The organism is Streptacidiphilus jeojiense (assembly GCF_000719095.1).
Classification (GTDB): Bacteria; Actinomycetota; Actinomycetes; order Streptomycetales; family Streptomycetaceae; genus Streptacidiphilus; species Streptacidiphilus jeojiensis.
The window spans coordinates 107,850-126,299 of the sequence record NZ_JOEH01000020.1; the positions used below are offsets into that span (position 1 = coordinate 107,850).

Annotated in this window: 19 protein-coding genes; 7 read left to right on the top strand and 12 right to left on the bottom strand. The window is 71.1% G+C overall.

Annotation, left to right across the window (positions count from 1 at the left end):
• Positions 1–16: 16 nt before the first annotated feature.
• Complete coding sequence (locus IF29_RS0125910) at positions 17–1,384, bottom strand: histidine-type phosphatase (RefSeq protein WP_030259532.1); 1,368 nt, start codon at positions 1,382–1,384, stop codon at positions 17–19.
• A 303-nt stretch (positions 1,385–1,687) separates the two neighbouring features.
• On the opposite strand from IF29_RS0125910, the gene IF29_RS0125915 reads away from it, so the two are divergent.
• Entirely contained in the window at positions 1,688–2,494 is an 807-nt protein-coding gene (locus IF29_RS0125915; protein WP_030259535.1) for an HAD family acid phosphatase, read from the top strand.
• A 78-nt stretch (positions 2,495–2,572) separates the two neighbouring features.
• Here IF29_RS0125915 and IF29_RS0125920 read toward each other — a convergent pair whose 3' ends face one another.
• A complete protein-coding gene (locus IF29_RS0125920) occupies positions 2,573–4,057 on the bottom strand; it encodes an MFS transporter (protein ID WP_084714953.1) in 1,485 nt (494 codons plus the stop codon).
• Between the two features lie 151 nt (positions 4,058–4,208).
• Here IF29_RS0125920 and IF29_RS0125925 point away from each other — a divergent pair, with 151 nt between their 5' ends.
• Complete coding sequence (locus tag IF29_RS0125925; protein ID WP_051726003.1) at positions 4,209–4,955, top strand: TetR/AcrR family transcriptional regulator; 747 nt, start codon at positions 4,209–4,211, stop codon at positions 4,953–4,955.
• On the opposite strand, the gene IF29_RS0125930 is transcribed toward IF29_RS0125925, so the two are convergent.
• The 5 genes from IF29_RS0125930 to IF29_RS0125950 form a co-directional block, all read right to left on the bottom strand.
• The gene (locus IF29_RS0125930) at positions 4,922–5,881 is read right to left on the bottom strand and encodes a cytochrome c oxidase assembly protein (RefSeq protein WP_232242432.1); all 960 of its coding nucleotides are present in this window, start codon (positions 5,879–5,881) and stop codon (positions 4,922–4,924) included. The genes IF29_RS0125925 and IF29_RS0125930 overlap by 34 nt on opposite strands.
• 105 nt (positions 5,882–5,986) lie before the next feature.
• Complete coding sequence (locus tag IF29_RS0125935; protein ID WP_030259545.1) at positions 5,987–6,988, bottom strand: 2-hydroxyacid dehydrogenase; 1,002 nt, start codon at positions 6,986–6,988, stop codon at positions 5,987–5,989.
• Between the two features lie 71 nt (positions 6,989–7,059).
• Positions 7,060–8,085 (bottom strand): 6-phosphofructokinase, encoded by a 1,026-nt coding sequence (locus IF29_RS0125940; protein ID WP_030259547.1) that lies wholly within the window; start codon positions 8,083–8,085, stop codon positions 7,060–7,062.
• A 336-nt stretch (positions 8,086–8,421) separates the two neighbouring features.
• On the bottom strand, positions 8,422–9,153 hold the full coding sequence (locus IF29_RS0125945; RefSeq protein ID WP_030259550.1) for a type 1 glutamine amidotransferase: 732 nt from the start codon (positions 9,151–9,153) through the stop codon (positions 8,422–8,424).
• Positions 9,154–9,172: 19 nt separating this feature from the next.
• Entirely contained in the window at positions 9,173–10,429 is a 1,257-nt protein-coding gene (locus tag IF29_RS0125950) for a MurT ligase domain-containing protein (RefSeq protein ID WP_030259553.1), read from the bottom strand.
• Between the two features lie 91 nt (positions 10,430–10,520).
• Between IF29_RS0125950 and def the strand changes: the two genes are divergently transcribed.
• The gene (gene def, locus IF29_RS0125955; RefSeq protein ID WP_030259555.1) at positions 10,521–11,075 is read left to right on the top strand and encodes a peptide deformylase; all 555 of its coding nucleotides are present in this window, start codon (positions 10,521–10,523) and stop codon (positions 11,073–11,075) included.
• A gap of 68 nt (positions 11,076–11,143) precedes the next feature.
• Here the strand turns inward: def and IF29_RS0125960 are convergent, their stop codons facing one another.
• Positions 11,144–11,746, bottom strand: a complete 603-nt coding sequence (locus IF29_RS0125960; protein ID WP_030259557.1) for a TetR/AcrR family transcriptional regulator — start codon at positions 11,744–11,746, stop codon at positions 11,144–11,146.
• Between the two features lie 115 nt (positions 11,747–11,861).
• Between IF29_RS0125960 and IF29_RS0125965 the strand changes: the two genes are divergently transcribed.
• Positions 11,862–13,103, top strand: a complete 1,242-nt coding sequence (locus tag IF29_RS0125965) for an acyl-CoA dehydrogenase family protein (protein ID WP_030259559.1) — start codon at positions 11,862–11,864, stop codon at positions 13,101–13,103.
• Here IF29_RS0125965 and IF29_RS0125970 read toward each other — a convergent pair.
• The 4 genes from IF29_RS0125970 to IF29_RS43850 form a co-directional block, all read right to left on the bottom strand.
• Positions 13,100–13,591 (bottom strand): SRPBCC family protein, encoded by a 492-nt coding sequence (locus tag IF29_RS0125970; protein ID WP_063757601.1) that lies wholly within the window; start codon positions 13,589–13,591, stop codon positions 13,100–13,102. The genes IF29_RS0125965 and IF29_RS0125970 overlap by 4 nt on opposite strands.
• A gap of 48 nt (positions 13,592–13,639) precedes the next feature.
• Positions 13,640–14,806, bottom strand: a complete 1,167-nt coding sequence (locus IF29_RS0125975) for an MBL fold metallo-hydrolase (RefSeq protein WP_051726005.1) — start codon at positions 14,804–14,806, stop codon at positions 13,640–13,642.
• A gap of 103 nt (positions 14,807–14,909) precedes the next feature.
• Positions 14,910–15,365, bottom strand: coding sequence for a MaoC family dehydratase (locus IF29_RS0125980; RefSeq protein WP_030259563.1), 456 nt, complete (start codon positions 15,363–15,365; stop codon positions 14,910–14,912).
• A gap of 55 nt (positions 15,366–15,420) precedes the next feature.
• A complete protein-coding gene (locus IF29_RS43850; RefSeq protein ID WP_051726007.1) occupies positions 15,421–15,864 on the bottom strand; it encodes a pyridoxamine 5'-phosphate oxidase family protein in 444 nt (147 codons plus the stop codon).
• A gap of 95 nt (positions 15,865–15,959) precedes the next feature.
• Here IF29_RS43850 and IF29_RS0125990 point away from each other — a divergent pair, with 95 nt between their 5' ends.
• From IF29_RS0125990 to IF29_RS46975, 3 genes are all read left to right on the top strand, one after another.
• Positions 15,960–16,742 (top strand): hypothetical protein, encoded by a 783-nt coding sequence (locus tag IF29_RS0125990; protein ID WP_157623930.1) that lies wholly within the window; start codon positions 15,960–15,962, stop codon positions 16,740–16,742.
• A gap of 119 nt (positions 16,743–16,861) precedes the next feature.
• Positions 16,862–17,464 (top strand): hypothetical protein, encoded by a 603-nt coding sequence (locus IF29_RS0125995; RefSeq protein WP_030259568.1) that lies wholly within the window; start codon positions 16,862–16,864, stop codon positions 17,462–17,464.
• Complete coding sequence (locus IF29_RS46975) at positions 17,458–18,438, top strand: hypothetical protein (RefSeq protein WP_051726009.1); 981 nt, start codon at positions 17,458–17,460, stop codon at positions 18,436–18,438. Before IF29_RS0125995 ends, IF29_RS46975 begins: the two co-directional genes overlap by 7 nt.
• The last annotated feature ends 12 nt before the right edge of the window (positions 18,439–18,450 follow it).

Consider the following 18,450-nt stretch of genomic DNA (forward strand, 5'->3'; position numbering starts at 1 on the left):
CGGGCCCCGGCCCCGGTCAGCCGCGATCGAAACAGCTCTCCAGCTCGTTCAGGTCGTAGAAGTAGCTGCCCCTGGCCACCGGCTTGCAGGACGGCTTGAAGGCCGTCTCCTTCTCGTTGTAGAGCATCCGGACCAGGTACCGGCTGCCCTTGCGGTACAGGTCCCACTGCACGTTCGCCGCCATCGGGGCGACGGTCGCGCCGCGCCAGGGGTTGTCGCCGTAGCTGTAGGGGTGCTCCAGGGTCGCCGACGCGGCCTTGGTGCTGCCGGGCAGGCCCAGCAGCACGGCCAGCGGCTCGATCTCCTCGGCGTGGGTGAAGCGCAGCACCGCGCCCTTGTCGCTGCTGCCGTCGGCCTTGTCCTCGACCTGCGTGAACAGGTCGGTCAGCAGGACGTTCGCCATGTCGTAGGTGATGGTGCGCCCCTGGAAGGCCGGGCCCTTCTGGTAGAACTCCTCGGCGTCGTCGAGGTAGGCGAACCAGTCGGCGTCCGCTGTGGGCAGGAAGGCGTCGAGGTCGACGCCCGGGGCCTCCACCGCCAGGTCGGGTGCGGCGCTGTAGAGCTCGTACAGCGAACGGGAGAAGGAGGTCCGGTCGTCGGCGGACATCGCGGCCGCGAAGTCCTTGCTGAACAGCCGTGAGACGACGTCGGCGGCGGCCCTGGCGGTGCCGGGCTCGCCGTCGATCTCGGCGATCACCGCGGCCAGTTCCGGGTCGCTCGCCAGGTAGGCCTGGTAGTCGGCGTTCTGCGGCTGCTTGTGGAAGTACAGCAGGTCCTTGTTGGTGACCGGTGCCTGGATCAGGCCGGCCAGCGCGGGATCGCCGCCGGTCAGGCCGCTGGTGAAGGCATTGGCGCTGGCGATGGCGCGGGCCACGCCCGAGGTCTCGACCTCGATCGGCTCCTTCTCGGCGACGATGGTGGCGAACAGCGAGGGGAGCCGCTGCTCCATCCGCAGCGCGGTCTGCTGCTGCTCCTGCACGCCCCGTCCGGAGAGGTTGCCGTAGCCGATCGCGGAGGCGCCGGCGAGCAGCGACTGCACCTGCGGCGCCAGCCGGGCGCCGAGCCGGGTCAGCGCGCCCTGGGCCTGCGCGCTCGCGAGCACCGCCAGCACCGCGTCCCCGTCGCTGCTGTCGGTCATCGCCCGCGAGCCGTGCCGGGCCACGTTCTCGGTGAAGACCGGGGTGAAGCCGCGCGGTGCGGACTGGTAGCGGCTCAGGCTCTCCTGCGGGGCGTACGGCGTCTTGGTGGTGTAGTTGTGCTGCCGGGACGGCGCGGCGTGGCCCGTGCCCAGGCCCTGGGCCGAGGCGCTGCCTCCGCCGAGGGTGACGGCGGCGACGGCCAGGGTCACGGCGAGTGCGGTGCTGCAGGAGACGCTGCGCTTCATGGGGAGCGGTCCTTCGGAGCGGGGAGGCGGGGTGAACCGGAGCCCGGCGGGACGCCCGGAACTCCCCGCACCCTCACAGCCGTTGCCGAACCCGGACTGTCGCGCGGCCGTGGCCCGGGTGATCCGGAGATGAACACACCACGCTGACCAGGGCCGAACCGGAGGTTCGACGATGATCCGTCAATTTCCTTCCGGTTAACGATTCATCGCGCGTAGACGATGCGCATAGACACCCCTTGACCAGCCCCCTTGCGGCCCCTACCGTCACTTCCACCTCAACAGCGGCAGAAGGAGCGGCCCTACATGCGCGCAAGCGTGTTGAACAGACACTCGAAGACCCTGGTGACCCTCGCGGTCGGTGTGGTGGGCGGAGCGGTCGTCGCCGGCGGCGGGTTCGCCATCGCCGACACCTCGGCGCCGAGGACCGACAAGCAGATCACCAACATGACCACCGAGGTCGCGAACATCGAGGCGTACTACGGCGACACCGTGGACGCCAACGGCGAGCACTGGGCCTCCCCGTCCAGCAACTACGCGATCCAGGTCGGCGGCATCGAGGCCAAGGCCGAGAAGTACCTCGCCGACAAGATCAAGCACGACCGCTCCGGGAAGAAGGCCATCGTCCTGGACGTCGACGACACCTCACTGTCGACGTACAACTACGAGATCGAGACGACCTTCGTCTACAACGCCACCAGCAACGCCAACTACATCGCCACCAAGACCATGCCGGCCGTCTTCGGCATGAACACCCTGGCGACCTGGGCGGAGAAGCAGGGCTACAAGGTCTTCTACATCACCGGCCGCCCGGAGACGCAGCGGGACGCCTCCGCCGCCAACCTCGCCGCCGTCGGCTTCCCGGCCGCGACCACGTCGAACTTCTTCCTCAAGAACAAGGTCACGACGCCGTCGTACATCTCCGGCTGCTCCACCGCGACCGGCGGGACCCCGGCCTGCACCACGATCCAGTACAAGTCGCAGACCCGGGCCTACATCGAGAGCCTGGGCTACGACATCGTGGCCAACTTCGGGGACCAGTACAGCGACCTCTCCGGTGGCTACTCGGACCAGACCTACAAGATCCCCAACCCGATGTACTACCTGCCCTGATGCTCTGAGCACGGACGAAGGCGCCGCCCCGGTCCTGGTGGACCCGGGCGGCGCCGTCCGTTGCAGGCGGGGCGCCGGTCAGTGCCCGGCCGGCTCCGGCCGGGCCATCCTGGGCAGTCCGAAGCCGAGCGCCGCCGAGACCACCAGACCGGCCGCGGTCAGGCCGAGGGTCCAGCCGGTGGCGTGGACGAAGCCGCTGCTCGCGGCCCAGCTGAAGAAGCCGGTGCCCAGCGCCGCGACACCGATCGAACCGCCCAGCTGCTGAACGGCGTTGAGGACGCCGGCGGCCGAACCCGCCTGCTGGTCGGTGACCCCGGCCAGGGCGATGTCAAAGAACGGCGCCATCAGCAGCCCCATGCCCAGACCGGTGACCGCGAGCCCGGCGATCAGGTCCCAACTGCTGATCTGCAGGCCCCAGTGGGCGTACGAGGCCCACAGGCCGAGCACGCCGACCGTCATCACGGCCATGCCGGCGTGCAGCACCCGGCGTCCGTACCTGGGCCCGAGCACCGCCCCGGACAGTCCGGCCCCGACGGCGATGCCGAGCGAGAGCGGGATCATCGTGGCTCCGGCGTGCATCGCGGTCCAGCCCTGGCCGAGCTGCATCGCCAGGGTCAGCGTGAGCATCAGTCCGGACATGGCGGCGAAGAAGAAGATGCCCACGCCGAGCGCCGAGGTGAAGGCGCGGTTGCGGAACAGGCCGGGCTCGACCAGCGGTGAGCCGCCGCCGGCCCGGACCCGGCGCTGGTAGAGGGCGAAGACCGCGAGCAGCGGCACCGAGGCGGCCATGGAGAGGTAGGTCCAGACCGGCCAGCCCAGGTCGCGGCCCTGCACCAGCGGGTAGACCAGCAGCAGGAAGGCCGCGCTGAGCAGGAGCACGCCGGGCAGGTCCAGCCGGGTCGCGCCGGGGGTGCGGGTGTTCCTCGGGAACATCCGGGAGCCCAGGACCAGGGCGGCGATCCCCAGCGGGATGTTGATCAGGAAGATCATTCGCCAGCCGGTGCCCAGCAGGTCGGCGGTGACCAGGAAGCCGCCGAGGATCGGGCCGATCACCGAGGACAGCCCCATCACCGGGCCGAAGGCGGCGAAGGCGCCGCCGACCTCCTTGGGCGGGAACACCTCGCGCATGATGCCGAGCCCCTGAGGGATCATCATCGCCGCGAAGGCGCCCTGCGCGGCCCGTGAGCCGATCAGCATCCCGGAGCCGGAGGCCACCGCGCACAGCGCGGAGAAGAAGGTGAAGCCGGCGGTCCCGATCAGGAACATCCGCTTGCGGCCGACCAGGTCGCCGAGCCTGGCGCCGGTGATCAGCAGCACCGCGAAGGTGAGGGTGTAGGCGGCGCTGATCCACTGGATCTGGGAGGTGCCGCCGCCGAAGTCCCGCTGGATGGCGGGGGAGGCGATGCTGACGATGGTGGTGTCGAGCAGGTCCATCACCTCGGCCACCAGGACGGTGCCGAGGATCCACCAGCGCCAGCGGTAGCCGGGTGGCAGCGGACCGGGTTCGGGTTCGGGTTCGGCCGGTGCGGTGGTGCCGGTGCTGGTGGACGAGTCGGCGGTCATGGGTCCCCCTGGACGAGACGATGGCGCGAACACCGTTCGATCTGACGAACAGTGTTCCTTTGACGAACACCGTTCTACTAGCGAACAGCGTTCGTGTCAACTAAGCTCAGGGCGAGAGACAACCGATCAGCGTGCAGGTGAGGAGTTCCGGATGACCGCAGGTGCGAGGCACGGCCGGCCGGGCGTCTGGGAGGACGTGGACCAGCGCGCCACCAGGCGCCGCTCGCTCAGCCGTGAGGCGATCGTCGAGGTCGCCCTCGGCATCGTCGACGCCGAGGGCCTGGACGCGCTGAGCATGCGGCGCATCGCCCAGGAGCTGAACACCGGGCCGGCCTCGCTCTACGCGCACGTCGGCGGCAAGGAGCAGCTGGTGGAGCTGCTGCTGGACCGGGTCGCCGCGGACCTGGTGCACCCGGAGCCCGACCCGGCGCAGTGGCAGCAGCAGGTCAAGGACTTCCTGCGGCAGTCCAAGAACAACATGCTCGCGCACAGCGACCTGTCCAAGGCCAACCTGGTCGCCAACATCCCCACGCTGCCGCACCAGCTCGACGCGGCCGAGACGCTGGTCGCCCTGCTGCGAGCCGGCGGCCTGCCCGACCAGGTGGTCGCCTACGGGGTCGACCTGCTGGCGCTGTACGTGGTGTCCTCCGCCTTCGAGCAGAGCCAGCGCGCCGCGTCGGAGACCCGCCCCTCCCACGAGGAGGAGTACATGGACAGCATCCGGACCTACTTCGCCTCACTGCCCCGGGATCGCTATCCGGAGCTGCTCTCGATGATCCCCGAGCTGACCCGGAGCGTGGGCGACGAGCGGTTCGACTTCGGCCTGGACGTCATCCTCTCCGGAATGGCCGCTCAGGCCGAGCGTCAGGCCGAGCGCCGCTCCAGCGAGGCCAGGTAGGCGTTGTAGGCGTTCAGCTCGGCGTCGCCGTCGCGGTCCGCGGTGCGGTCCTTGCGGCGCGAGACCCGCTCCTCCGACTTGGCCCACTGGAAGGTCAGCGCGATCAGCACGATGAAGGTCGGGATCTCGCTGAACGCCCAGGCGAGCCCGCCGGCCAGGTGCTGGTCGGTGAGCGGGTCCACGTGCAGCGAGGCCATCGGGTGCGCGTACGAGGTCACCATCAGCCCGGAGGCCATCATCACGGCCACGCCGAAGAAGGCGTGGAACGGCATGCCGATGAAGAGCTCCAGCATCCGCATCAGGTGCCCGGGGCGGTGCGGCCCCGGGTCGACGCCCATGATCGGCCAGAAGAACAGCAGTCCCACGCCCAGGAAGTGGACCATCATCAGGGTGTGCCCGGCCTGGGAGCGCATCAGGAAGTCGAACAGCGGGGTGAAGTAGAGCCCGTAGAGGCTGGCGATGAACAGCGGGATGGTGAAGGCCGGGTGCGAGACCACCTTCACGTAGCGCGAGTGCAGCAGCGACACCAGCAGGTCGCGCGGCGAGAACGGCCCCTTGGCCGCGGGCAGCGCCCGCAGCGCCAGCGTGATCGGCGCGCCCAGCAGCAGGATGATCGGCGACAGCATGGAGAGCACCATGTGCTGCAGCATGTGCGCGCTCAGCAGCTGCATCCCGTAGGCGTCCAGCCGGGTGCAGGTGACCACGGCGACGGTGAGCGTGCCCAGCACCCAGGCGACGGTGCGGCCCAGCGGCCAGCTGTCGCCGCGGCGGCGCAACCGCACCACCCCGGCCAGGTACAGACCCAGCATCAGCGCGCAGCCGACCACGAAGGGCCAGTCCGCGGACGGGTCGAGGGCCAGTGCCCGGCCGAGGGTCAGCGGCGGGAGGTCGTGCCCCATGCCCGGCATTCCCGGCATGTCGCCCATCTGCTGTCCTGCTTTCCTGGTCGTGGCGCACAACCGCAAGCCGCTGTGCTACCCGACCAGGGTAGGACTGTCCCTTTTGTCCTTCGGACCCGCCCCCCGTGCTGACTACCCCTCAGCGCGCGGGATCAGGGTGTTCTCGCTGGTGCGCCCGGCCAGGAAGTCCTCGACGTTGGCCAGCGTGGTGTCGATGATCTGGGAGACCGCCGTCCGGGTGAAGTAGGCCTGGTGCGAGGTGACCAGGACCTGGGGGAAGGTCATCAGCCGGGCCAGGGTGTCGTCGGTGACCACCTCCAGCGAGCGGTCGAAGAAGAACAGCCCGGTCTCCTCCTCGTACACGTCCAGCCCCACCCCGCCGAGGTGGCCCGAGCGCAGCGACTCGACCAAGGCGGCGGTGTCGACCAGCCCGCCGCGGCTGGAGTTGATCAGCAGTGCGTCGGGCTTCATCCGGGCCAGCGCGCTGTCGTCGATCAGGTGGTGGGTGTCCGGCAGCAGCGGGACGTGCAGGCTGATCAGGTCGGAGCGGGCCAGCAGCTGCTCCATCGGGACGTAGTCCATGCCCAGCTCGACGCAGGCCGGGTTCTCGGCGATGTCCCAGCCCAGCAGGGTGGTGCCGAAGCCGTGGGCGATCCGGCTGAAGCACTCGCCGATCTTGCCGGTGCCGATCACGCCGACGGTCATCCCGTGGATGTCCCGGCCCATCAGGCCGTCCAGCCGGAAGTCGAACTCCCGGGTCCGCAGCGCCGCCCGGGTGATCCGCCGGTTCACCGCCATGGCCAGGGTCCAGGCGAACTCGGCGACCGAGTAGGGGGAGTAGTAGGAGACCCTGGCGACGGTCAGGCCCAGGTCGGCGGCGACGGCCAGGTCGATGTTGTTGAAGCCGGTGGACCGCTGGGCGATCATCCTGGTCCCGCCGGCGGCCAGGATCCGCAGTGCTGAGGCGTCCAGGCTGGCGTTGACGCTGGTGCTGATCACCTCGTGGCCGGCCGCCAGCGGGGCGGTGTCGGCGTTGAGGAAGACCTCCAGGCAGTGCACCGGGTGGCGGCCCGCGAAGGCCTTCTCGATCAGCGGCTTCTCGTCGGCCTGCACGCCGTAGGCAAGGATCTCCATGGGGCCACGCTAAGCGGAGGGCCCCCGTCCGGCATTCCGGACGGGGGCCCTCGAGGCGGTGCGGCGGTGCGTCAGATGACGGTCTCGGCCTCGGCGTAGCGCTCCGCCGGGACGGTCTTCAGGTCGGCGACCGCCTCCGCCAGCGGCACCAGGTTGATCTGGGTCCCCTGCAGCGCGGTGATGTGCCCGAAGGCGCCCTTGTGCACGGCCTCGACGGCGTGCCAGCCGAAGCGGGTGGCCAGCACCCGGTCGTAGGCGGTGGGGGTGCCGCCGCGCTGGACGTGGCCGAGGATCACCGGCTTGGCCTCCTTGCCCAGCCGGTGCTCCAGCTCCATGGACAGCTGGGTGGCGACACCGGTGAAGCGCTCGTGGCCGTAGATGTCCACGCTGCCCTCCTCCCAGTGCATGGTGCCCGGCTCCGGCTTGGCGCCCTCGGCGCAGACCACGATGGCGAACTTCTTGCCGCGCTCGAAGCGCTCGCGCACCACCGCGGTGACCCGGTCGATGTTGAAGGGGCGCTCGGGCACGATGATGGCGTGCGCGCCCGCCGCCATGCCCGCGTGCAGCGCGATCCAGCCGGTGTGGCGGCCCATCAGCTCCACCACCATGACCCGCTGGTGCGACTCGGCGGTGGTCTTCAGCCGGTCCAGCGCCTCGGTGGCCACCGAGACCGCGGTGTCGAAGCCGAAGGTGACATCGGTGCAGGCGATGTCGTTGTCGATGGTCTTGGGCACGCCCACGATCGGCAGTCCGCCGTCGGACAGCAGCCGGGCCGCCTTGAGGGTGCCCTCACCGCCGATCGGGATGATGCCGTCGAGGCCGATCTCCTCGCAGTAGGCCTTCGCCCGGGCGACGCCGTCGCGCAGATGGCTGGGCTGCACCCGGGTCGAGCCGAGGATGGTCCCGCCCTGGGCCAGGATGCCGCTGACGGAGTCCAGGGTCAGCTCGCGGTGCTGGCCCTCCAGCAGGCCCTTCCAGCCGTCCTCGAAGCCGATGATCTCGTCGCCGTGGTCGACCACGCCGCGGTGGACCACGGAGCGGATCACGGCGTTCAGACCGGGGCAGTCTCCGCCGCTGGTCAGCACACCAATACGCATCGCTTTACAACTCCCGAGCAGAACCGGAACGACCGGACTTCAGCGCCCGACAACCCGCCACCGTACAGGGGTCGGCCCACGCGGGATCAACGTGAACGTTTCACCTGTATGAAGGTGTGGCAAATCGGACTATTTACCCCATCGAGATGATACCGCCCACCAGCCTCCGGCCAGGCTGGAGCGGACGCGGGTCGGCTCCTTCGCCGTCCCGCGCGGGGAGGGTCCTGCTCTGCGCGCCGCACGCCCCTGACGGGTGCGGCCCTGCACCCTGACGGGCGGCACGCAGCTGCTGCTGCACCGGCGACTGCGGAATCGCCGGACTCTTCGCTTCCCCTGCTACTGGGCCGGCTGCTGGACGGCCGCGATGCGCTCGGCGCGCAGCGCTTCGTACCAGGTGTTGTCGGCCGGCGGCAGTGCGCTGACGTCCAGCGCCAGCTTGATCAGCAGATCCGCCACGCCCGGGTTGCGGGCGAGGATCGGACCGTGCAGATAGGTGCCGAAGACGGTGTCCCGCCAGGCTCCCTCGGTTCCGTCGCCGGTGCCGTTGCCGCCGCCGACGGTGACCCGGGCCAGCGGGGAGACCCCTTGGCCCAGGTGGGTGACGCCCTGGTGGTTCTCGAAACCGGTCAGGGTGGGCAGACCGAGCCGGGGGTCGGGCTCGGCCAGGATGTCGCCGACATTGCGGGCGCCCTCGCCGCGGGTGCTCCACACGTCCAGCAGGCCGAGGCCCGGGGTGCGCTGGCCCATGTCGTCGATGAACTCGTGGCCCATGATCTGGTAGCCGGCGCAGACGCCCAGCACGATCGCGCCGTTCTCCACCGCCCGGCCCAGCCCCGGGTCGGCCCGGAGCCGCTCGCCGGCCAGCCGCTGCGGACGGTCCTCGCCGCCGCCCAGCAGGTAGATGTCCCCGCTGGTCGGGATCGGCTGGTCGGACCGCACGTCGATCCGGGCGACCTCCAGGCCGCGCTGGCGGGCCCGCCGCTCCACGACCAGGACGTTGCCGCGGTCGCCGTAGGTGCTCAGCAGGTCCGGGTAGACCCAGACCAGGCGCAGTGCGCTCTCGCTCATGGCAGTCGATTCCTCTTCGTCAGCCGCGCACGTCGCGGCGCAGCTGCTGGAACGCGGTGTAGTTGGCGATGGCCTCGATGCGTCCGGGCGGCGCCGCGGCGACGGCCTGCGCCAGCGTCTCGACCACCTGGAAGTGCACCCCGGCGACCTCCAGCCGGACCGCCAGGTCCAGCTTGCGCTGGCCCATCACGAACACCGGGTGGCCGACCAGCCGCTCGTAGTCGACGTCCCACAGCCAGGAGGTGTCGGTGCCGTCGGCCGACAGCGCGTTCACCGAGAGCACCACCGGCGCGGGCGGCTGGTCGATCAGGGTGAAGGTCTCCAGCCAGCCGGCCGGGTTCTTCGCCAGCAGCAGCCGCACCTCGCGGCCGCCGAACTGCACCGACTCGTAGCGCCCGGCCACCGCCTGGACCGCCTGCATCCGTTGCAGCGCGATCTGCGGGTGCACCCCGAAGACCGCGGCCACCGCGGCGGAGCTGGTCGCGTTGGAGAGGTTGGCCCGGCCCGGCAGCTGCAGCTGGATCAGCCAGCCCTGCCCCTGCGGGTCCACCACGTGCTCGCCCTGCAGCGCCCAGTGCGGCTGCGGGCGGCGGAAGCCGCAGGACGGGCAGAACCAGTCCTCGCCCGGCCGCTGCATCACGCCGCCGCAGCTCGGGCAGGACCAGGCGTCCTCGCGGTAGGCCTGCCCGGCGGCCACCCAGACCACCTTGCGGCAGGAGGACGCCGCCCAGGTGACCAGCGGGTCGTCGGCGTTGGCGATGATCACGGCCTCGCTGCCCTGCAGGCCCTCGCGCCACCGCTCGGCGAGCATCCGGGTCTCCGAGGACCGGTCCAGCTGGTCCCGGGACAGGTTGAGCAGTGCGATCGCCTTGGGGGCGGTGTCCTTGGCGACGCCGACCAGGTACTTCTCGTCGACCTCGATCACACCGAAGCGGGCGTCGCTGCCGTCGGCCAGCGCCGAGGTGATCCCGGCCGGCATGTTGGCGCCCAGCGCGTTGGACACCACGGGCCCGGCCGCCTTCAGCGCCTCGGCGATCAGCCGGGTCGTGGTGGTCTTGCCGTTGGTGGCGGAGACCAGCACCACGTCCAGGTTCTCGGCCAGGCTGCGCAGCAGGTCGGGGTCGAGCCGCAGGGCGACCTTCCCACCGATCACGGAACCGCTGCCGCGTCCGGCCGTACGCGAGACCGCAGCGGCGACCTTGCCCGCCGTCACGGCGAGCTTGGCGCGCGGGGGCAGCGTGGCCGAGGGCCCGGCCGGCTCGGGGTTCGCTGGCATCGTGGTCGCTCTCCTCCTGTGTACAGACGCGCTCAGCCTACCGGCAAGGCCGATTCCGCCAAGCAGCAGCATCACGCCTAGGCTCCTGCTCATGGCTCGAACGCGTCCCCGCATCCCCGGCAGCAACGGCACCGTGCACCCCGTCATTCCCTGGGCCGAGCCGGTGCTGCGCACCCCCTGTGCCACCGTCACCACCTTCGACGACCAGCTCGAACGGCTGGTCGAGGACCTCTTCGCCACCATGTACGCGGCGGACGGTGTGGGCCTGGCGGCCAATCAGATCGGGGTGGGTCTGCGGGTGTTCGTCTTCGACTGCCCGGACGACGACGATGTCCGCCATCTGGGACACCTGGTCAACCCGGTCCTGGTCGAGGCGGACGGCGTGGAGGTCCGCGGCGAGGAGGGCTGCCTCTCGCTCCCCGGCCTGCGGGCCGGGACCCCGCGCTGGGACCGCGCCCTGGTCCGGGGTCAGGACCTCACCGGCGCGGACCTCGAACTCGAGGGCACCGGCTTCTTCGCCCGCTGCCTCCAACACGAGACCGACCACCTCGACGGCACAGTCTTCCTGGACCGCCTCACCGGCCTGCGAGCCACCACCGCCAGACGCAAAGCCCGCTCCGCCGACTGGTACCACCCGCACACCTAAGGGGCGCGGGGAACTGCGCGAACAACCACCCCCAATGCGGATCTCCGAACAAACCGTCACCACCCACTTCAGTGGCTCCCCGCCGTAGGCCTCTCGCCGGCGGCAGCCAGCCGCCCCCACAACAGATCAGCCAGCGTCTGCACCATCCGCTCCCGCGGAAACGGCCGGGTCTCCAGCCACCAGTCACCCCCCGCCAGCACCATCCCGGTGATCGCCTGCCCCCACGCCGCGGCCAGCACCCCGCTGTCCGGCCCGAGATCCACCTGCTCCCGCACCGCCAGGGTCAGCTCGTCCGCGATCATCCGCAGCGCCGGCGCCAGCGGCCCCGCCGGCGACAGCCCGTCCGCCGCCGGGTCGGGGTGCACCAGGAAGCGGTACACCTGCGGCCGTGCCTCGATCGCCGCGAGGTAGGTGTCGATGACCGCCTCGACCCGGTCCCGCCGCTCCAGCGGCAGCGCCAGTGCCGCCCGCACCGCCTCCAGCAGCCCCGCGGTGTGCCGCTCGGCCAGGGCCCGGTAGAGCCCGTTCTTGTCGCCGAAGTGCCGGTACAGGATCGGCTTGGTGATCCCGGCCTCCGCGGCGATGGTGTTCATGCTGGCCCGGGGCCCGTCCCGGCGCACCACGCGGTCGGCGGCGTCCAGGAGTTCGCTGCGGCGGTCGGCGGTCGGCATTCCTTGACATTCCTTACTCGTCGGTAACAGACTGGGCAGTCAGTTACCGAAGGTAACACCAGCTCGGCCCAAAACGTATGAAAACCACGCCCGACCTGCCCGGGAGCAACGCATCATGTCCAACTTCACCCTCGACCTGAACGACGACCAGATCGCCGTCCGCGACTGGCTGCACGGCTTCGCCGCCGATGTGATCCGTCCGGCCGCCGCCGAGTGGGACGAGCGCGAGGAGACGCCCTGGCCGGTCATCCAGGAGGCCGCCAAGGTCGGCATCTACTCGCTGGACTTCTTCGCCACCCAGTCCTTCGACCCCACCGGCCTCGGCATCCCGATCGCCATGGAGGAGCTGTTCTGGGGCGACGCCGGCATAGGCCTGTCCCTGGTCGGCAGCGGCCTGGCCGCGATCGGCGTGGTCGCCAACGGGACGCCGGAGCAGGTCGGGCTGTGGGCCCCGCAGATGTTCGGCACCCCGGACGACGTCAAGGTCGCCGCGTTCTGCTCCTCCGAGCCGGACGCCGGCTCGGACGTTGCGGCGATGCGCACCCGCGCGGTCTACGACGAGGCCAAGGACGAGTGGGTGCTCAACGGCACCAAGACCTGGGCGACCAACGGCGGCATCGCCCACGTCCACGTCGTGGTCGCCTCGGTCGACCCCGCGCTGGGCGCCCGCGGCCAGGCATCCTTCGTGGTCCCGCCGAACACCCCCGGGCTGAGCCAGGGTCAGAAGTTCAAGAAGCACGGCATCCGCGCCTCGCACACCGCCGAGGTGGTGCTGGACAACGTCCGGATCCCCGGCGACTGCCTGCTCGGCGGCAAGGACAAGCTGGACGAGCGGCTGGCCCGGGCGCGCGAACGCGCCGCCGCCGCGGCCCGCGGCGAGCGCACCGAGAAGGTGAAGAACGCCGCCATGGCCACCTTCGAGGCCTCCCGCCCGGCCGTCGGCGCCCAGGCCGTGGGCGTGGCCAGGGCCGCCTACGAGGTGGCGCTGGACTACGCCAAGACCCGTGAGCAGTTCGGCCGTCCGATCATCGACAACCAGGGCATCGCCTTCGCCCTCGCCGACATGCGCACCCGTATCGACGCCGCCCGGCTGCTGGTCTGGCGCGCCTCCTGGATGGCGAGCAACAACAAGCCGTTCACCTCGGCCGAGGGCTCGATGTCCAAGCTCTACGCGGGCGAGACGGCCAAGTGGGTCACCGCCCAGGCCATCCAGATCCTCGGCGGCAACGGATTCACCCGCGAGTACCCGGTCGAGCGGATGCACCGCGACAGCGCCATCTTCACCATCTTCGAGGGCACCAGCGAGATCCAGCGCCTGGTCATCGCGCGGACCCTGTCGGGGCTGCCGATCCGCTAGTCGCGGGAGCTGCGCTCGGCGTCCTCCAGCATGGTCTTGAGCGAGGAGAGGATCATCACCCAGCCACTGCTGATCCCCGCCAGCATGGTGCTCTCCGGGGTGTCGAAGCCGTCGTGGGTGAGCGTCAGCCGGACGCCGAGCGCGGGGACCTCGGCCGGTTCGATGTCGAAGCGGACCTGTGACTTCTCGGTGTGGGCCGCCTCGAACTCCTGCTCCGAGGCGAAGAGTTCACGGTGCATCGGCAGCACCCGGTGCCAGCTGTAGGCGAGTGTGCGGCCGGGGTCGGCGGCGATGACGTGCTGGTCCAGATCCTGGTAGTCCCCGTCGGGACCCATCTTCCAGAGCACCGGGGAGCCGACCTGCCAGTCGGACTTCGGCCCCCAGCCGCCGAAGTACTGCTGGGCCGCCTCGGCGTCGGTCAGTGCCTGGTAGAGGTGGGCCGGCGTGGTCCGGATGTAGATCTGGTAGACGAACTCGGATGCGCTCATGGGCTGACCTGACTCCTTCGGTGACGAGCCCCCCTGGCTGACGCCGTCTCAGGCCGGGACGCCTTCGGGCTCCGCGGAGCCGGTCGAGGTGCGGCTGGTCCCGGTCTCCGCCCCGGCCCCGTCCAGTGGCGCGGCGACCGCGCGCCACCAGGGGCGGAACACGGTGCCCGCGGCCGGCTCGAAGGGCTCGCCGGGGCGCGGGGTGGCCACCGTGTGCCCCAGCGGCGCGGCGGCCGCCAGGGTGCGCTCGACCGGCTCCTCCCAGGCGTGCGGCGCCAGGTCGAAGGTGCACCAGTGGATCGGCAGCAGCACCGATCCGCTCTCGCCGGTCAGGTCGCCGTGGGCGCGGACGCCCTCCTCCGGGGTCATGTGGACCTCGGGCCAGAACTCGCTGTAGGCGCCGACCTGGACCATGGTGGCGTCGAAGGGGCCGTACTGGGCCCCGATCGCGGCGAAGCCGGGGAAGTAGCCGGTGTCGCCGCTGTGGAAGACCCGGTGCTCGCCGCCCTGGACCACCCAGGAGGCCCACAGCTGGTGCCGACTGGTCCGCGGCCCCCGGCTGCAGTAGTGCCGGGCCGGGGTCGCGGTGAGGGTGAGCCCGGCGATCCGCGCCGACTCGTTCCAGTCGAGCTCGGTGATCCGGTCCGCCGGCACGACCCAGTGCTCCAGGTGCGCGCCCACCCCCAGCGGGACGGCGAAGTCCGCGCCGGACCGGACCAGCTCCCGGATCGCGGCCATGTCCAGATGGTCGTAGTGGTCGTGCGAGACCACGACCACGTCGATCGGGCCGAGCTCGGGCAGCGGGATCGGGTTGGGGTGCAGCCGACGCGGTCCGAACCCGGCGAAGGGGGAGCAGCGCTCGCCCCAGACCGGGTCGAACAGCACCCGCCGCCCGCCGATCTCGGCGAGCACCGTGGCGTGCCCCATCCAGGTGAGCCGCAGCCCGCTCGCGGGCGGCACGGCCAGCTCGGCCGGGGTGAGCCGGTGCACCGGGACGGCCTCGGCCGGGCGGGTCCGCTTCTTGGCCAGCCCCTCGCGCAGGGCGCCCGGGAAGGCCCCGGAGGCCAGCCGGCGGGTCGGGACCGGGTTGCGGAAGGCGCCGTCCACGAAGTTGGGGGAGCGGCGGATCCGCGCCAGGCGCTCTCCGGTGGGCTCCGCGCCGAACGCTGCGGGACGCAGATCGGTGATGCGGGCCCAGGGGCCGGTTCCGGGCACAGCGCCTCCTAGGACGAGGAAACCATGATTCCCGGGAAGCGTACCTGCGGGCCGCCGACGCGGCTCGGCAGTTGTTTCCGGCTCGGCCCCGGCTGAGCCGGCGTCAGACGTAGAAGCGGGTGATGGTGTCGGCGACGCAGTGCGGCTTGCCGCCGTCCTTGTTGCTGATGGTCACCCGCACCACGGCCTGGACCCCGCCGGCCACCTCGGTGACGGACACCAGTTCGGCGGTCGCCCGGATGGTGGAGCCGACCGGGACCGGCGCCGGGAAGCGGACCTTGTCCGAGCCGTAGTTGACGGCCATCCGGAGGCCGCCCTCGATGCTGTAGCACTCCTTGACCAGCGCCGGGATCAGCGACAGGGTCAGGTAGCCGTGCGCGATGGTGGTGCCGAAGGGGCCTGCCGCGGCGCGCTCGGGGTCGACATGGATCCACTGGTGGTCGCCGGTGGCCTCGGCGAAGAGGTTGATCCGGTCCTGGTCGACGGTGAGCCACTCGCTGCTGCCCAGCTCGGTGCCGACGGCCGCGGTGAAATCGGCGAGCGATGCGAACGTAGCCATGCTGACACTCCTCCTGCACATCCGGTGTTGGGTGGAGGCTACAGCTACTGGCGGGTCACTTGTCCGCCGACCCCGTCGGTTCCGCCTGCTGCGCCTGTTCCGCCGCCCACTCCAGCCGCAGGCCGCTGATCAGCTCGGGCACCAGACGCAGCCCGGTGCCGTCCTTGGTGGCCCGGGCGGTGCCGTGCACCATCACCGAGACCGCGCCCAGCGGGTCCGGCTCGGAGTCCTTGCGGTCGGCGTCCTGATCAGCGCTGTCGACCTGCAGCGCGACTACGGCGCCGTCCAGGTCGGCGGCCAGGCTGCTGCCGCCGGGGGTGGAGACGATCAGCGTGCCGGAGAAGTCCAGGGCGAAGCTGACCGGCAGTACCACCGGCAGGGCGTGCCGGGTGTAGACGATGCGGCCGAGCGAGCCGAGGGAGCCGCGCGCGAGCAGGCGCAGGCTTTCGTCGGCGCTGAGCGTGGTCTGCGTGCTCTCGGGGAGGTCGATCGGGTCCATGTCTTCGAGTCTGCTGTCGGAAACTCGTCGGGGGTAGGGCACATAGTCCCGGCAAAGAGTGGGAAAGGGGCATCCGTTGATGGGGGGCTGTGGGCATGGTGGTGGAGTTGGTGCTGCTGGGGGCGGAGTGCCCCGAGGAACGTGCCTTCGCGGGATCGATCGGGGCGGCCGCAGGGGGCGGGCTGTTCGCGCAGGTGGTGACGGGGGCGATGTTCGACGCGGGGGCGGGGCGCTGCCAGGTCACCGCGGTTCCGCCGGACGCGGACGCGAACATGCTGCTCACCGCGGTCAAGGAGGCCGTGGAGCGGGACAGCAGGCTGCTGGTCGTCTATCTGGGCGGCCAGTTCACCTGGGACGTCCGCCGGCGGCGTCCGGTGCTGGTGACCGCGGGCAGCGGGCGGGACAACGCGCACGGCCGCGGTCTGGCCTGGGACTGGGTGGTCAGTGCGCTGGCGCACGGAGCAGGGGCGGCCCGGGGGGAGTCGCTGCTGGTGGTCGACGCGGTCGTCGGGGCCGAGGCCTGGGCGAGCGCCTCCTTCGACGCGGTCGGCGTCAGGCTCTGGGGCCGGCTGCAGCCGTACGCGCCGCCGCGCTGGGGCCGCTCCGGGACTCCCGGCGCGGTGACCGGGGTGGGCGCGGTGACGGCCACGGCGGGGGGCTTCTCCGCGCTGCTGGACCAGGCGGTGCGGGAGGGGCTGCCGGGCCAGCCCGCGGTCCTCGATCCGGCGGCGCTGCACAGCACCCTGGAGGCCAGGGACACCCCCGGCTCGCGCTGGCTGGGTCCCCCGGCCGCGTCCAGGTTGCTGCTGCGCAACCGTGCGGTGCTACGGGGGGTACTGCGGGAGACCACTGGGGAACAGCCGTACGGAAGTGATTGACGTGCACATTTCGTTAACGAGAAAATCAGCCACACTCAGGACATGACAGCAAACGAGTAATAGTGTGCTGATTCATCGCCACCTGGGGAGTACGCGGCGAGGGGGCATCAATGCGACACATGGGTGGGACGTTGCGGTGTGGTGCCGCGATCGCCGCTGCCGCTGCGTCCGCCGCGCTGGGTCTCACCGCCTGCTCGGCGGGCGGCACCGTGCAGACGCTGCCGAGTGCCCCGCAGACCGCGGCCCCGGCACCCTCGGCGGGGGTCTCCGTGCAGGCGGCGCCTTCGGTGCTGCCCAGCAGTATCACCGGGGTCCTGGTGCTGCGCGCCTACGCGGGCTTCTGGGCGGCGCAGGTCAAGGCTCTGGACAGCGGAACGGTCACCGGCAGCGGTTTGCAGACGTACTCCATCGGAGCCGCACTGAGCGGCGCGTACACGGACTCCCAACGGCTGAACCGGGCCGGGCTGTTGATGTCCGGCGCGCCCCGCAGCAATCCGAGCGTGACTGAAATCGGCACCGTCGCCCCGTCTAGCGGGGTGCAGAGCGCCACCGTCCAGGACTGCCTGGACATCACCGGCTGGCACCAGATCGACCAGAAGACGCGTCAGCTGCGCGATCCAGCACATCGGTTGGCCCGGTACCGGGTGACCGCGACGGCTCGAACAGTGGGGGGTGTCTGGATGATCTCCGACGTCCACGAGAACACGGGGCAGTCGTGCTGAGGGCCGGGCACCGGCCGCAGTCGCCGACGGTCCGTCACCGGCGCTGGGCAGCACTGCTGGTGGCACTGGTGCTGGCACTCTCCTCGCCGCTGTGGCTGCACAGCCCGCGTGCGGCCGCGGACACCACTGGACCGTGCGCGATCAACTATGTCTGCGTAGGCGCCAGCACACTTCCGTCGGCCGGCTCCACCAGCGGTGGCGGCGGGGGAGGGGGTGGCGCGAACGCCTGCTACTACGGCGGCAAGCCGGTCGACTGCAGCAACCAGTACGGCGCACTGGATCCCGCCAACGGCTGCTACTACATGGAGGCCCAGCCGCAGCCGCCTGCCAACGACCCGCTCTGGGCCGGCAAGGGGCCGGCCGACGGCGCCTTCTACCTGCAGACCTGCCCCAACCAGGCCGGAGGCGACACCGTCGAGGTCTTCATCGCGGGCGGCCCCCCGGCCGCTGCGGTGACCCCCGCCGCGCTGGCCCTCAGGGCACGCGACGCGATCCACCTCGGCACCCCGGTCGTGCACACCGCGCCCGGCGGGACCGCACTGGTGGGGGCTCCGATCTGGCTGTGGATCGACACCGGGGGCAACGCCTGGGCCGGCCCGGGCCCCGACCACGGAATCACCAAGGTGGAGACGGACGGCGCGCTCACCGTGACCTTGACGGTGTGGTCCACCGGGATCACCTGGGACATGGGCGACGGCGGACTCGCGCAGTGCTCCGCCGATGCACCGGGTGCCTCCTACGCGCCGTCGGACGGCGACAGCGCCTCCCCCCAATGCGGATACACCTACCACCAGCCTTCCGCGAACCAGCCCGGAGAGCGCTACGCCATCACCGCGACAGTCGGTTGGCACGCCCGATGGACCTCATCCGTAGGCGTCGGCGGAGAACTCGACGTGGACTCCGTCGCCGGAGTCGCGACCACCCTGAGAGTCGAAGAGCTCCAGGTACTCAACCAGCCGACGAACAACTCCTGAGAGGCGACCGCA